We start from the raw sequence: 13,902 nt of genomic DNA, 5'->3' as shown, positions 1-13,902 counted from the left end.
ATGTCGCGAAGTTATCAATGGAAGGATTCTAGTATGAGAAAAATTAAGCCTACGCTGTTAGGTGTGACTGTGCTGCTGATGAGTGCTTTGGCGACTGCGGATGTTGTAGAAACCACAACATTATCCGGCGTTGGGCAAGCCAAATATCCCGCCAATTTTTCTCATTTCGATTATGTTAATCCAAGCGCACCTAAGTACGGAAAAGTAACTTATGGCGAGGTAGGTACTTACGACAATTTTAACCGCTTTGCTTCCCGAGGCGCTCCGGCGGCAGGCAGTGGTGAGCTTTATGATTCACTGATGTTTGCGCCCAGCGACGAAATTGATACCTATTATCCATTGATTGCTTCTAAAGTTCGTTATTCTGATGACTATTCGTGGCTAGAACTAGATATCAACCCGAACGCACGTTTTCAAGACGGTAAACCGATCACCGCGCAAGATGTTGAGTTTACGTTCAACAAGTTCATGACAGAAGGGGTGCCTCAATATCGACTGTTTTACAAAGCGGTTAAATCGGTAACGGCGATCCATCCTTTAACGGTTCGTATTGAGATGTCAGAACCTAATAGAGAAAAGCTTTTTAGTTTGGCTCAATCAACTCAAGTGTTGCCTAAGCACTATTGGCAGGATAAAAACTTAGCAGAACCATTAAATGAACCGCCAGTCGGCAGCGGTCCTTATAAAGTCGTACGTTATCAAACTGGGCAGAGTGTTACTTATGAGTTGCAGGAAGATTATTGGGCTGCCAACTTACCAGTCAGCATTGGGCGACATAATTTCAAGCAGATCCAATACGACTATTACCGCGACGATACCGTAATGCTTGAGGCATTTAAAGCTGGGGAATTTGATATTCGCCAAGAGAGTTCGGCGAAGTTTTGGGCCAGCTCATACACTGGATTGAACTTTGATAAAGGATTCATCAAGAAAGAAGCGATCGCGCATAATAGCCCAGCGTCAACCCAAGGTTTTGTATTTAATATTCAACGAGAAGTGTTTAGTGATCCGAAAGTGCGCGAGGCTTTGACTTATGCGATGGATTTTGAATGGATGAACAAAAATATGTTCTACGATCAATACTCACGAACGCGTAGCTATTTTCAAAACACAGAGTATGAAGCGAAAGGTCTTCTCTCTACTGATGAACTCACTATTCTTACACCACTAAAAGATAAGATCCCAGAACGTGTTTTTACCCAAGAATACCAACCACCAGTGACGGATGGGTCTGGTCGTATTCGTCAACAACTACGAGTCGCTTTTCAATTGCTCAAAGAGGCGGGGTGGGAGCTGAAAGATAAAGTGATGACCCATAAAGAAACGGGTAAAGCGTTTGAGTTTGAGTTATTGATCTACAGTCCGACCACGGAACGTATTGCTATTCCTTTGCAAAAAAATCTAAAACAGCTTGGTATCGAGATGAAGATTCGCTCAGTGGATACCACACAATATCTTAAGCGTTTGCGCGATAGAGATTTTGACATGCTTTCGTCGGCCTATGCCGCTAATCCTTACCCAAGTCCTAACTTGTTGATTATCTGGAATTCAAACTACATCGATTCCACGTACAATCGTGCTGGAGTGTCAGACCCTGTTGTCGACTTCCTCACTGAACGAATTGCCGCCAATCAAGAGCATCCAGAAAAATTATTGCCTTTAGGCCGAGCATTAGATCGCGTTCTACAATGGAATTTTTATCTGATCCCACAGTGGTATCTGAGCCAATATCGTATCGCAACTTGGGACAAATTCGAGCGCCCTAGTGTGATGCCAAAATATGATATTGGTCTTGATACTTGGTGGGTTTCGGAGCAGAAAGCGCAATTGCTACCAGAAAAACGCCGTTAAGAGGATGCAATGACTGCTTATATTTTCCGCCGATTGCTGCTCGTTGTGCCCACGCTGTGGGCGATTATTACCATTAATTTTTTTATCATCCAAATTGCCCCCGGAGGCCCAGTTGAGCAAGCGATTGCACAAATGGAAGGGCATGGTGACGGAATTATGGAGCGATTTACTGGAGGCGGCCAAGAGGTGGATATGTCGCTGTCGGCTAACACTGGAGGATATAAAGGTTCCCGAGGTTTAGACCCCGAGGTAGTCGAAGCGATAAAAAAACAGTTTGGTTTCGATAAGCCTCTTCATGTCCGTTATTTTGAAATGCTAAAAAATTACGCAACCTTTAATTTTGGTGACAGCTTATTCAAAGGAGGCAATGTTATTGATTTGATCACTGAGCGTTTACCCGTTTCGATCTCTTTAGGGCTGTGGAGTACGCTGATCATCTACCTTATCTCCATTCCTCTCGGAATTTTAAAAGCCATTCACCATGGCTCAAGGTTTGATGTATGGTCAAGCGCAGTGGTTATCATCGGTTACGCTATTCCGGGCTTCTTGTTTGCGATTATTTTGATCATTATTTTTGCCAGTGGAAATTATTTCAGCTGGTTCCCACTGCGTGGTTTAGTATCAAATAATTTTGCTGATCTGACTTGGTATCAACAAATTGGCGACTATTTTTGGCATTTGGCTTTGCCCATCTTTGCAATGGTGATCGGTGGGTTTGCCACTTTGAGTATGCTAACGAAAAACTCATTTCTTGATGAGATCAACAAACAGTATGTGGTGACGGCTCGAGCAAAAGGACTGGATGAAGGACGTATTCTTTATCAGCACGTTTTTCGTAATGCGATGCTGATTATTATTGCCGGTTTTCCGAGTGCTTTTATCAGCATATTTTTCACCGGTTCGATGCTGATTGAAGTGATGTTTTCACTGGAAGGTATAGGGCTACTTGGTTTTGAATCGACCATTCAACGGGATTATCCTGTAGTGTTTAGTTCTTTATACATCATGACGTTACTTGGATTAGTCCTCAGCATCATTTCCGATTTGACCTATATTTGGGTTGATCCTCGAATCGACTTTGAGGCTCGTTCATGATGGTAAAAAAAAGGCTGTCCAACCCATTAAACGTATTGCGCTGGCACGGTTTTAAGTCCAATCGGCGCGGTTTTTATTCACTATGGTTGTTTACGCTTTTATTTGTGGTGAGCCTATTTGCTGAGCTGATTGCAAATGATAAACCCCTTTTGGTTGAGTACGATCAGCAGTGGTTTTTCCCGACCTTTCAACAATATGCAGAAACTCGTTTTGGTGGTGAGTTTGAAACCGAAGCGGATTATACCGATCCTTACGTCATCGATCTGATTGAACAAAAAGGCTTTATTGTTTGGCCATTGATCCCATTTAGTTACGACACCATCAACTTTAATATCAATAATGCAGTGCCGTCAGCGCCAGATTCAGTGAACTGGCTTGGTACTGATGATAAAGGGCGCGATGTGCTGGCTCGTATTATTTACGGGTTTCGTATTTCGGTTTTGTTTGGCTTTGTATTAACACTCGTCTCGTCAGTGATAGGCGTTATCGTTGGTGCCACTCAAGGTTATTATGGCGGTTGGCTTGATTTACTTGGGCAACGTTTTATTGAAGTTTGGTCAGGGATGCCAACGCTTTTTCTGCTGATCATTTTATCGAGTTTCGTCGAACCGAATTTTTGGTGGTTGCTTGGTATTATGGTGCTTTTTAGTTGGATGAGTTTAGTGGGCGTGGTGAGAGCGGAGTTTTTACGCTGTCGTAATTTTGATTATGTGCGGGCTGCGCAAGCGATGGGTGTGAGTGATCGCCGCATTATGCTTCGCCACATGCTACCTAACGCGATGGTGGCTTCTTTAACCATGATGCCCTTTATTCTTTCAGGCTCAGTTACGACTTTAACATCCTTAGATTTTCTCGGTTTTGGCTTGCCAGTCGGCTCGCCCTCTTTGGGCGAATTATTGGCGCAAGGGAAAGCCAATTTACAAGCTCCATGGTTAGGTATTTCAGCATTTGTGGTGCTCTCGTTAATGCTGACATTATTGGTCTTTATCGGCGAAGCAGTACGCGATGCCTTTGACCCGCATTCGACAGGGAGAAGATGATGAGTAAAACCGTACTCTCTATCCAAAATCTTTCGGTCGGGTTTGGTCAAAAAGACAATGTTGAAGCTGTGATTAAAGCAGTGTCACTTTCTCTCTCCGCAGGAGAAACCTTAGCGCTGGTGGGGGAAAGTGGTTCTGGTAAATCAGTGACGGCGAATGCAATTTTGAAGTTGTTACCGAAAAGTGCTGCCCACTATTTGCAAGGGGAGATCTTTTTTGATGGTATCAACACGTTGAACTGTAGCGAGAGGCAATTAAGATGTATACGAGGCGGGCGGATTGGTATGATTTTCCAAGAGCCAATGGTCTCACTCAACCCTCTGCACAAAGTTGGTAAACAGTTGATCGAAGTTGTGGAGATTCATCGAGGACTAAGAGGCAGCAAAGCACGTCAGTTGGCCATTGCATGGTTAGAAAAAGTGGGTATTCGATCGCCAGAAATTAAGATCAATGCTTATCCACATGAACTTTCTGGGGGAGAACGCCAGCGAGTCATGATTGCGATGGCTTTGATCAATGAGCCTGAATTACTGATTGCTGATGAGCCGACCACTGCGCTTGATGTTTCTGTTCAGGCGCAAATATTAGATCTACTTAAAAACCTGCAACAAGAACTGGGTATGGCCATGTTGTTCATTACTCATGATCTCAGTATTGTTAAGCGTATCGCTGATCGCGTTGCAGTGATGCAAAATGGGCAAGTGATCGAGGTGAATGATGCCAAAACGCTGTTCTCATCACCCTCTCACTCTTATACCAAAAAATTGATTGAATCCGATCCTCGAGGTTTGCCCGTTGACGTAAACCCTGACAACCCAATTCTAGTGCAGCTTCAGCATCTCAAAGTCTGGTTTCCCATCACTGGCGGCTTATTCAAGCGCACGGTCTCGCATATTAAAGCTGTCACCGACATGCAGTTTAAGCTTAAAAGAGGACATTCATTAGGAATTGTTGGCGAGAGCGGTTCGGGTAAATCGACCACTGGTATGGCGATACTAAAATTAGTCCATTCGGAAGGCTCGATTTGTTACGACAATAATGAGCTGCAAGGGTTAGATAGGAAAGCTATGTTACCTTATCGCAGCAAGATGCAAGTCGTTTTTCAAGATCCATTTTCAGCACTGAATCCGAGAATGTCGGTGGCGCAGATTATTGGTGAAGGGTTAGAGGTTCATAGCCGTTATGATCGACAAACTGTTGAACGAATGATTTGTGATGTGATGCGAGAAGTTGAACTCGACCCAGCCACTCGCTACCGTTATCCCAATGAGTTTTCAGGTGGGCAACGACAACGTATCGCGATTGCTCGGGCATTGGTGCTTAAACCTGAGTTCATTTTACTTGATGAACCAACTTCTTCTTTAGATCGTACGATTCAAGCGCAAGTGTTGGATTTGCTTAAATCGCTGCAACAAAAATATGGATTAACGTACTTGTTCATTAGCCATGATTTACATGTGGTGAAATCATTATGCCACTACACTATGGTGATGAAACAGGGTGAAGTCGTTGAGCAAGGGGAAACGCAACAGCTGTTTCTCAATCCTCAGCACCCTTATACCCAAGAGCTTATTTCCTTTTCTTATTAAACATCACGCTATGTCATACAGTTAAATAACGTGATGTTGTCGCTAGGAAAACAGTGAGTGAATATTGAAAGTAGCGGTAAAGTTGGGGCGCTACGCGCATGTAAAGAATATCGTTATTAAATGGCCATCTTAATGGCTGGTACTATCGCTTCCGGCATGGCTAAAAAATAGCCTTGAAACATATCAATATCGAGTTTTTGCATTGCTTCGAGTTGCGCTTGGGTTTCGATGCCTTCTACAACGGTATTGGAACCATTCTGTTTCGCAAGGGTAATGCCATCCATAAGTGGGTCACAATCACCTTGCATATATTTGAGTAATAAGCTTCGATCAAATTTGATGATATCAGGCGTCACCAAATTAACCCGTTGTGGTGTTGAGGCTTGAGTACCAAAATCATCAATGGCAATTTTAAAACCATTTGCAGCCAGACTTTGCGTTGCGCATTGCAGCTTGCTTTCATTTTCTGAATCGATTTCAATCAATTCCATGACCAGTTGATTATGTTCTATATGCAGTTCTTTGAGGCGATCGCATAGCAATGCTTTGTTGATGTCGCTGATGGCAAACAATTCGCCCGCGACAGGCAATAAGTTTAGAAATAATTGGCATTGACGATATTCGGAAAGGGCATAGTTTCGGATGTGGATAACTCGGCTGAGTCTTTCTACGTTAAGTTTGTCGATGGGATTAATAGTGTCGGAATGGAAAAAACAATCGGGGCGAATGGTCGTGCTGCCATTGGCGGTTATTCTCACTAGGGCTTCAACGCCCACAATACGGTTATCCCGCGAGAATATCGGCTGGAAAACGCTTCGCAGCACAAGATGCTGGTAATGAGCAATAAACTGGCCATCGGAATCCAGAGACATGCATTTTGAAAACTGAGTTTTGTTAGTTAAAAGCATACAATTTTCGACATCCTAATCATTAATTTTTGCTTGAAGCATCCGAGCGCCAATATGCCATGCCATATTATTGACTCACCTTGACCTTTGTCAATTGTACCTTTGGCTAAGATGAAAATTTGTGGGTTGTCAAAACAGCGTCACAAATATTGAATTATTTAGTGAATGTGATGCGGCAGGCTCAATTGATTGAGTGTGTGCTAAATCAGAAGACAGCCCAATGAAGAGGGTAATAAGGTAAAATCTAGAACTTGGAAGAAAATGAGGGCGGTTTGTTTACGTTACGCCCATTGTAATACGGCATATAATTGAACGTATTTTCGGACTAGTTGCTGGTTTTTAGAGCGTTTTAAAGGATGGCTAAATTTAATATAACAAGGGCTAATTTGAAAACGGTTCTCTAAAGATTGAGTTAGCAATGAGTCACTTTCATACAGCGTGATACCTTGTGCGAGGTATTGATCTATTTCATCGGGTAATTGCCCTGTCCACCAATGAAGTAACTCGCGACTTTTTTGGCTACGACTGATCCAGTGATCGGTCAGTAATAACAGTAAATCATTCGGTTGAATCGCGTAAGCGTACTCATATTTCCACTGCGCAATGTCTTGCATCAACTTTTCTCGACAGGTTTTACCTGCACTGACCATATGGTGAGTCAGGATCCATACCGTTCCGGCATCACTGCTCACTCGGTAATGGTGTGGCATGTCTCGCTGAGGGATTGATTCAATAACAGAATAGTGGCATGGGTGCCCAAATTCACTGAGTGTACGAGCCAACCTGCGAGCAAAAGCCAGTCCTAAGTGATGTTCACTCATTCCTTGGTTGTGTATGGTGGGGTAGTGCTTTTCACAAAGTTTTAGACAGTCAGCTTGAAATTCGTTGACGCTTTGCGTGAGTATATCCAATAGCAACTCGTTGTTCTCCTTTAATAAAGCCAAGCAAGATTACCACAGTTATCAACAAGCACGAGCAGCAAATGGCGAGTTCTTGATCTTTCACACTATTCTTCTAATACGAGCATTCTACAGGTGTTATACCCTTATGATTTGAAGCTACCGTTGTTTCAAGGTGTTTGAGCCTAAGTCGTGGTTATCTATATCCACAATAAGTTCCTTCAGTTTTTTCGAATAACTCAATCAGTACTAAAGTATGTCCACAATGTAAAGTATGGTAAATACTGTGTTAATAATTTAGGCTAGAATATAGATTCAATTCACTTTGTTGCTGTTTCACTTGCTGGTTTAGAAAATTTATGACAACTGAAGTTAAAAATTACAACTTAGTCACGCGTCTTATCCATTGGTTATCCGCACTCGTTATCATTGGTATGTTTGGTGTTGGGATCTGGATGGTTGAGTTAACCTATTACAGTCAATGGTATAACACCGCGCCACATTGGCATAAATCTGTCGGTTTGTTGCTGCTCGCGGTCACCCTGTTCCGCATACTATGGAAGTTGGTGAGTGTCTCTCCTGCCATTGGTGGCGGCCACTATGAGCGCATTGCGGCTAAAGCGGCGCACGGATTAATGTATTTATTATTGATGACGCTGTTTGTATCAGGCTATTTGATCTCAACAGAAGATGGCCGAGGGATTGATGTTTTCAATTGGTTTACTGTACCAAGTATGGGCTTGTTGTTTGAAGGACAAGCCGATCTCTCTGGTACGGTTCACTTTTACGCAGCTTGGACGCTGATTATTTTAGCAGGCGTGCACGCTGTTGCCGCACTCAAGCACCATTTTATTGATAAAGACGATACGCTACGAAAAATGATAGGAGCTTCTAAATGAAGAAAACGTTACTTGCTACTGGATTGGCTTTCGCAACACTCATGCCGCTAGGTGCAAACGCTGCTGACTATGTTATAGATACCAAAGGTGCGCATGCTTCAATTAACTTTAAAGTCAGCCATCTTGGTTATAGCTTTACCAAGGGCCGCTTTAACAAGTTTGATGGTGAGTTTTCCTACGATCCTAACGACCTTGCAAGCTCAAAAGTGAAAGTTAATGTGGATACTCGCAGCCTGGATAGTAACCATGCTGAACGTGATAAACATATTCGTAGTGCTGATTTCATTGATGCATCAAAATATTCACAAGCCACGTTTACCAGTACTCAAGTGGTTGATAAAGGGAATGGTAAACTAGAAGTGCTCGGTGATCTTACTCTGCATGGTCAAACCAAACCCATTACTATTGATGCAGAATTTATTGGTGCAGGTAAAGACCCATGGGGTGGCCAACGCGCTGGTTTTTCGGGGACAACACGTATCGAACTCGCGGATTTCAATATTGCAGTAATGGGCGCTTCAAGCTATGTCGATATGGAACTCTATGTTGAAGGAATACAAAAGTAATCCACATCTTGTTATGCTTTAAGCAAACATGAATAAAAGGGTCTAACTCTAGACCCTTTTCACTAACTCTCGCTATATTTTATCTCTATACATTGGCTAACTGACGGATTTCTGAGTCTGGAATTCGGCGACCGCGTTGTCCATGTCGTTTGCTTGTTTGGAAACGATATCGACTTCAATCAAACACTGTTTGGCTGAGTGCATATTATTATCAGAGATAGAGTTAAGTTCGGTGATCGATTCACTGACTTGGTTCATCACAATGCCTTGTTCTTCAATTGCAGAGGCGATTCGCTCAGAGTTACTTTGTATCATTTCCATGTCAGAGAGAATCTGACGTAAACTATTATCCAGTTCTCCTGAAGCCGTTAGCGTCGCATGGCCTTGAGTGTTGCATTGCGCAATATCAGTGACAACGGTGCTCATTTGGCTTTGAATTGCAGAAACGACATTGGTGATCTCTTCCGTTGACTGATGCGTGCGGCTGGCAAGTGCGCGGACTTCATCGGCGACCACAGCAAAGCCTCTGCCTTGTTCTCCGGCGCGAGCGGCTTCAATCGCGGCATTTAATGCCAGTAAATTGGTCTGCTCTGCGATACCTTGAATGATGTTAACAGCACCGCCAATTTGTTCGACATGCTTGTTCAATGAGGCGATGGAGATTTGACTTTTTTCCAATGTTCGTGAGAGTTCATCGACATTTTTTACCGTTGATTCCACCACCAAACGCCCTTGCTGAGCATTGTGCGCGGCTTTGTGTACACCTTCTACCGCTACACTGGTACTTTCTGAAATTTCGCTGATGGTGGACACCATTTCTTGAACGGCCGTTGCCATTGTCGTGGTGTGGTCAGCCTGAACGTGAAACTGTTCAATCACATCTTCTAATTCGTTATGCATACTTGATGTACTGTTCGATAGCTGGTGAGACTTTGTTTGAGAGCCAGCGATAAGAGTTTCGAACTTATCGAGTAAGGTATTAAAATAAGTTGCGATCGATACCAACTCGTTGCGGCCAGTCAGTTCAACACGCAAACTGATGTTGTTGCTGTTTGAAATCATTTGCATCACTGACAACAACTTACTCACTTGCACGTTAATGGAGCGCGCTATTTGGAGAATAAATCCAAGGATTAGCACGATCACTAACGCACTGAGCCCTTGCTTCACATAGTTAATTTCTTGCTCAATACTTGTAATCTCTTTATTTAACACTTCAGAAAAGGTGACAAACTGTTGTTCAACATTATGAGAAAGGTTACGTACTTCACCAAGTAGCCCTTGATTATATTTCAAACCAATCACTTTTTTCTGATCGACAAGCTGTTGGGCGGCCTGTGCTAATGCCGGAAAACGGTTAGTCACTGCGCTGTTTTGCAGCTCTCCAACCTGCACGCTTTGATCAAACGCCATCAGCTCTAAAAGTAATGCATCATCAGCATTAGCTTTTATGGTCTCCAATGCTTGTAAATAAGTGGCTAAAAGGCCGGATCTTTCATTTAATCCGTATAGGCTATAAGCCTGCACCAATTTTTCAAAACCTTGTTTATAAGCCAAAAGATTTTGTCGGAGTTGGCTACTAGAGGGGAGATCTCGATCTAACAGGATGAGGGAAAGTTGCTGTTCCAGATCTAAAAAAAGAGTGCTGTTTTTTTTAAAGGTTTCAAGGTATTTCACGTCGCTTCGCAGAAGAAAATCTTTCTCATTGCGCCGCAAATTGAGCAGTCTAATTTCAAGTTTATCGACTAAGTTAATGGCTTGATTGAGCGTTTCGGTGGTTTGGGAAAAATGTGTGGTAGTGGCTAACATTACCAGAACCCCGATAACCGCAATAGCACCCAGTGAATATAATTTTTGTTTGATACTCATGAGATTATACACCTAAGTAAAATGACAATAATTGATGAAAATGTAATTATTAGTATGTTTAATTAGAATGTTAGGATTAAATGAAGCGTATATCAATGAACGCAAAAATATAAATTACATTCATTATCGTGACACAATATTGGAACTTTTATTTTGTTGATTCCCATAGAATTTGTTAGAGGCACTCTGTAAACATGATTGAATTAGAAAATTACCAAGGGCTTATTTTTGATATGGATGGTACGTTGCTTGACACCATGCCAGCGCATTTAGAGGCTTGGTCAAAAACAGCGCAACATTTTCGCTTCCCATTCTCAGAACAGTGGTTGCACAGTTTAGGTGGCATGCCTAGTGCTAAAATCGTTTCACAAATCAATAAGCTGCACGATCTCAAATTGGTGCCAGAGCTGGTCGCTCAATTTAAAATGGCGGCATTTTCTTCTATCGAAAATAGTGGCGAGGTAATTTCTTGTACCCATGAAGTTGTTGAGCAGTTTTATGGTAAAAAGAAGCTTGCGATTGGGACTGGAAGCCAAAGGCAAAGTGCACTCGCATTGCTTAAAAAGTCTGGGCTATTAAATCGCTTTGATGCTGTAGTAACGGCGTCTGATGTTGAAAACCATAAACCGAATCCAGATACATTTTTGCGTGCAGCCTTTTTATTAGATCTCGAACCTAAGCATTGTGTGGTGTTTGAAGATACTCATTTGGGTAAACAAGCCGCTCACGCTGGAGGAATGGATTGTGTGATGGTAGAGGAAGGAAAACTGGTGTTTTATCCAGTCCCTTCTCAAGAATAGAGCCGCGTAATGCGGCTCAACACCGCTTTACTGGATTTCAATTAATTCCACATCAAAAATTAGTACGGATGCCGGTGGGATAGGGCCGCTGCCACTTTTGCCATAACCTAAATTACTGGGTATGAACAGGCGCATTTTTTGTCCTTCCACCATCAGTTGTAGGCCTTCCTGCCAGCCTTGAATCACCTGCTTCAAACCAAACACAATCGGGTCGTTACGTTCAACCGAGCTATCAAACACCGAACCGTCAAGTAAAGTACCGTGGTAATGCACTTTTACACGACTGTTGGCTTTCGGATGAACGGTGCCAGTACCTTGTTGGAGTACGAGATATTGTAGGCCACTTTCGGTTGTTATCACGCCATCTTGCTGAGTATTTTCAGCCAAAAACGCTTGGCCTTTAGCAAAATTTTCATCGGCAATTTTGTGGTTATTCCACGTACGATAGATAAAAAAGCCAGCCAGTAAAAAAATAATAATTGGAAATACAAATTTAGACATATTTTTAAAGCCTTGTGGATTAGGGGTGAGTCAATAAATATGAGATGGTATTCGCGATATCTGCTACATCTTTATGACCGGAGGTGATGACTAAATATTTGCCTTTCACAATAAAGGTTGGAACGGCATTGATTTGGCCTTTTACTGAAATATCATCAGCGAGCTGAATCTCTTGGAATAACTGTTTTTGCTGCTCATCATCTAACGAATACGGGCTGATTAGCCCTCGCTGGCTGAAGGCCAAATCAATCGCTTCTTTACGCTCACTTAACGTTACTTCTTCATCCATTTGCACGACCGAAAATAGCTGTTCCATCATGGCATGATCGGGAATTGCTCCCAGTTGCATCACGGCTGAATAGTAAATCATGGCTCCAATCTGTGCGCCTTCGTTAAAGGTGACATGCAGTTTACCAAATTTTTCGCCTGTTATTTTCTCTAGCTCTGGGATGACCTTTTCCATTGAACGACAGTGTCCGCAAGTCAGCGAAAACACTTCCGTGACGGCTGGCAGGCGGTATGTTGCAAGACTTACGGGAAGCTCATCATATTGTTTCCCTTTTTGTGGCGTAGTGTTGTCACCGCAGCCTGCTAGAATCAGTAGTGTTGTGATGAGAGTCAACCAATAGCGTGTGTTTTTTTTCATAACGAGTATTGAGTTAAAAAAGAATACTTGAATTCTAACGGCTTACCGTGACAAGGAAAACAGAAACAACCACGAAATTGCTACCAAATATATATAAAGTTTTACAGTCTTGGCCGATACAGTTTAGGTAGTAAGAGAATGGAGTGATGCTTGAATGAAGTATTTAGCCTTACCGTTATTGATGTTGTTAACGGGGTGTGGAACATTAGCCACCGCAGATCGGATGTTTAGCGACAATCTATTGGATGCAGCGCCAAAAGGTGATTTTGACGTGCTCTATCCCGAATGGGGCTATGCGCCGAAGATTGCTTCAACAGGTGTTCAAGGCCCGATGGGACAGCAGCGCGTGAGTAGCTATGATTCTTTGCAAAGTTTTTTATTGAAGAATGGCGTTGATTACGAGGTTCTCCCAGGTAACCACATTATGGTTAAATTGAAAGATACGGTGAAATTTGAAACGGGCTCGTCCACCGTCTCCTCTGGCTCTGGTGATTGGCTTACTATGATGGGACGTTATTTAGCCTCAGAACCCGGTATTGATATTGTGATTGATGGCCATACGGACAGTAGTGGAGCGCCAACTTTTAATGATGGTTTGTCTGAACGTCGAGCGAAAGCGGTAAAGAACACTTTAGTGAAAAGTAATGTGGCGATGGACTCTATTTTTACCCGTGGATATGGTGAATACGTTCCGGCTTGTACGAATAAAACCAATGCAGGTAAAGCATGTAACCGTCGTGTGGAAGTGTTATTTATTGTTTCCAATAATTAAGTTATGCCTTTTGGTGGCGTGCCTTTTAAGTGATGTATCTCTTTTCACACGCGACAAGATCAAAAAAGCCCAGCGGATGAATCGCTGGGCTTTTGCATTAAAAATAAGAAGACTTAAGCAAGCAACTCTTGTGCTTGTTTCACCACGTTTTCAGTTGTAAAGCCGAACATTTTGAACAGTTGATCCGCTGGTGCTGACTCACCGAAAGTGGTCATACCAATGATCTTGCCGCCAAAACCAACGTACTTGTACCAGAAGTCGGCAATGCCTGCTTCAATTGCAATACGCTTAGTCACGGCGGCTGGTAGTACGGCTTCGCGGTAGGCTGCGTCTTGTTTATCAAACGCATCGGTCGATGGCATCGAAACTACGCGCACTTTCTTACCTTCTGCTGTAAGTTGCTCTGCGGCTTTTACCGCCAGTTCAACTTCAGAGCCAGTGGCAATCAGGATAAGCTCAGGCTGACC

The 13,902-nt window shown here is 42.8% G+C and carries 14 protein-coding genes; 8 read left to right on the top strand and 6 right to left on the bottom strand.

The window, feature by feature from the left end; genetic code table 11:
* Positions 1 to 33: 33 nt before the first annotated feature.
* The 4 genes from AACT23_RS17365 to AACT23_RS17350 are packed head-to-tail and all read left to right on the top strand — an operon-like array spanning position 34 to position 5,575.
* Entirely contained in the window at positions 34 to 1,851 is a 1,818-nt protein-coding gene (locus AACT23_RS17365; RefSeq protein ID WP_255211897.1) for an extracellular solute-binding protein, read from the top strand.
* 9 nt (positions 1,852 to 1,860) lie between these two features.
* A complete protein-coding gene (locus tag AACT23_RS17360) occupies positions 1,861 to 2,946 on the top strand; it encodes a microcin C ABC transporter permease YejB (RefSeq protein WP_013867858.1) in 1,086 nt (361 codons plus the stop codon).
* Entirely contained in the window at positions 2,943 to 3,986 is a 1,044-nt protein-coding gene (locus AACT23_RS17355; RefSeq protein WP_017046433.1) for an ABC transporter permease, read from the top strand. Before AACT23_RS17360 ends, AACT23_RS17355 begins: the two co-directional genes overlap by 4 nt.
* Positions 3,983 to 5,575 carry an ABC transporter ATP-binding protein gene (locus tag AACT23_RS17350; protein WP_094130131.1) on the top strand — a complete coding sequence of 531 codons (1,593 nt, stop codon included), beginning with the start codon at positions 3,983 to 3,985 and terminating at the stop codon, positions 5,573 to 5,575. Before AACT23_RS17355 ends, AACT23_RS17350 begins: the two co-directional genes overlap by 4 nt.
* A gap of 116 nt (positions 5,576 to 5,691) precedes the next feature.
* Here AACT23_RS17350 and AACT23_RS17345 read toward each other — a convergent pair whose 3' ends face one another.
* Complete coding sequence (locus AACT23_RS17345) at positions 5,692 to 6,483, bottom strand: EAL domain-containing protein (RefSeq protein WP_013867855.1); 792 nt, start codon at positions 6,481 to 6,483, stop codon at positions 5,692 to 5,694.
* 281 nt (positions 6,484 to 6,764) lie between these two features.
* A complete protein-coding gene (locus AACT23_RS17340) occupies positions 6,765 to 7,400 on the bottom strand; it encodes a hypothetical protein (RefSeq protein WP_026027861.1) in 636 nt (211 codons plus the stop codon).
* A 341-nt stretch (positions 7,401 to 7,741) separates the two neighbouring features.
* On the opposite strand from AACT23_RS17340, the gene AACT23_RS17335 reads away from it, so the two are divergent.
* Entirely contained in the window at positions 7,742 to 8,281 is a 540-nt protein-coding gene (locus AACT23_RS17335; protein WP_013867852.1) for a cytochrome b, read from the top strand.
* Positions 8,278 to 8,847: a YceI family protein gene (locus tag AACT23_RS17330; RefSeq protein WP_013867851.1), complete on the top strand. Its 570-nt coding sequence runs from the start codon at positions 8,278 to 8,280 to the stop codon at positions 8,845 to 8,847. Before AACT23_RS17335 ends, AACT23_RS17330 begins: the two co-directional genes overlap by 4 nt.
* A 96-nt stretch (positions 8,848 to 8,943) precedes the next feature.
* Here the strand turns inward: AACT23_RS17330 and AACT23_RS17325 are convergent, their stop codons facing one another.
* Positions 8,944 to 10,716 carry a methyl-accepting chemotaxis protein gene (locus AACT23_RS17325; RefSeq protein ID WP_176428697.1) on the bottom strand — a complete coding sequence of 591 codons (1,773 nt, stop codon included), beginning with the start codon at positions 10,714 to 10,716 and terminating at the stop codon, positions 8,944 to 8,946.
* Between the two features lie 194 nt (positions 10,717 to 10,910).
* Between AACT23_RS17325 and AACT23_RS17320 the strand changes: the two genes are divergently transcribed.
* Positions 10,911 to 11,516 (top strand): beta-phosphoglucomutase family hydrolase, encoded by a 606-nt coding sequence (locus AACT23_RS17320; RefSeq protein ID WP_017046438.1) that lies wholly within the window; start codon positions 10,911 to 10,913, stop codon positions 11,514 to 11,516.
* Positions 11,517 to 11,543: 27 nt separating this feature from the next.
* Here the strand turns inward: AACT23_RS17320 and AACT23_RS17315 are convergent, their stop codons facing one another.
* A complete protein-coding gene (locus AACT23_RS17315) occupies positions 11,544 to 12,017 on the bottom strand; it encodes an FKBP-type peptidyl-prolyl cis-trans isomerase (RefSeq protein ID WP_017046439.1) in 474 nt (157 codons plus the stop codon).
* A gap of 19 nt (positions 12,018 to 12,036) precedes the next feature.
* The gene (locus AACT23_RS17310) at positions 12,037 to 12,663 is read right to left on the bottom strand and encodes a thiol:disulfide interchange protein DsbA/DsbL (protein WP_094130126.1); all 627 of its coding nucleotides are present in this window, start codon (positions 12,661 to 12,663) and stop codon (positions 12,037 to 12,039) included.
* Between the two features lie 154 nt (positions 12,664 to 12,817).
* Here AACT23_RS17310 and AACT23_RS17305 point away from each other — a divergent pair, with 154 nt between their 5' ends.
* Positions 12,818 to 13,435 carry an OmpA family protein gene (locus tag AACT23_RS17305; RefSeq protein ID WP_013867846.1) on the top strand — a complete coding sequence of 206 codons (618 nt, stop codon included), beginning with the start codon at positions 12,818 to 12,820 and terminating at the stop codon, positions 13,433 to 13,435.
* 113 nt (positions 13,436 to 13,548) lie between these two features.
* Here the strand turns inward: AACT23_RS17305 and AACT23_RS17300 are convergent.
* The coding region (locus AACT23_RS17300) for a transketolase-like TK C-terminal-containing protein (protein ID WP_303396284.1) at positions 13,549 to 13,902 on the bottom strand (354 nt) is incomplete at its 5' end.

This window comes from Vibrio sp. V09_P4A23P171, assembly GCF_963875615.1.
In the GTDB taxonomy this organism is placed as follows: domain Bacteria; phylum Pseudomonadota; class Gammaproteobacteria; order Enterobacterales; family Vibrionaceae; genus Vibrio; species Vibrio anguillarum.
This window is presented reverse-complemented; position numbering and strand designations above follow the sequence as displayed.

What these genes read in the sequence shown, in the direction of transcription:
- AACT23_RS17360 (WP_013867858.1), top strand. Translation starts at nt 1,861, where the DNA reads ATGACTGCTTATATTTTCCGCCGATTGCTGCTCGTTGTGCCCACGCTG.
- AACT23_RS17335 (WP_013867852.1), top strand. Translation starts at nt 7,742, where the DNA reads ATGACAACTGAAGTTAAAAATTACAACTTAGTCACGCGTCTTATCCAT.
- AACT23_RS17320 (WP_017046438.1), top strand. Translation starts at nt 10,911, where the DNA reads ATGATTGAATTAGAAAATTACCAAGGGCTTATTTTTGATATGGATGGT.
- AACT23_RS17315 (WP_017046439.1), bottom strand. Translation starts at nt 12,017, where the DNA reads ATGTCTAAATTTGTATTTCCAATTATTATTTTTTTACTGGCTGGCTTT.
- AACT23_RS17355 (WP_017046433.1), top strand. Translation starts at nt 2,943, where the DNA reads ATGATGGTAAAAAAAAGGCTGTCCAACCCATTAAACGTATTGCGCTGG.
- AACT23_RS17365 (WP_255211897.1), top strand. Translation starts at nt 34, where the DNA reads ATGAGAAAAATTAAGCCTACGCTGTTAGGTGTGACTGTGCTGCTGATG.
- AACT23_RS17345 (WP_013867855.1), bottom strand. Translation starts at nt 6,483, where the DNA reads ATGCTTTTAACTAACAAAACTCAGTTTTCAAAATGCATGTCTCTGGAT.
- AACT23_RS17330 (WP_013867851.1), top strand. Translation starts at nt 8,278, where the DNA reads ATGAAGAAAACGTTACTTGCTACTGGATTGGCTTTCGCAACACTCATG.
- AACT23_RS17350 (WP_094130131.1), top strand. Translation starts at nt 3,983, where the DNA reads ATGATGAGTAAAACCGTACTCTCTATCCAAAATCTTTCGGTCGGGTTT.
- AACT23_RS17305 (WP_013867846.1), top strand. Translation starts at nt 12,818, where the DNA reads ATGAAGTATTTAGCCTTACCGTTATTGATGTTGTTAACGGGGTGTGGA.
- AACT23_RS17310 (WP_094130126.1), bottom strand. Translation starts at nt 12,663, where the DNA reads ATGAAAAAAAACACACGCTATTGGTTGACTCTCATCACAACACTACTG.
- AACT23_RS17325 (WP_176428697.1), bottom strand. Translation starts at nt 10,716, where the DNA reads ATGAGTATCAAACAAAAATTATATTCACTGGGTGCTATTGCGGTTATC.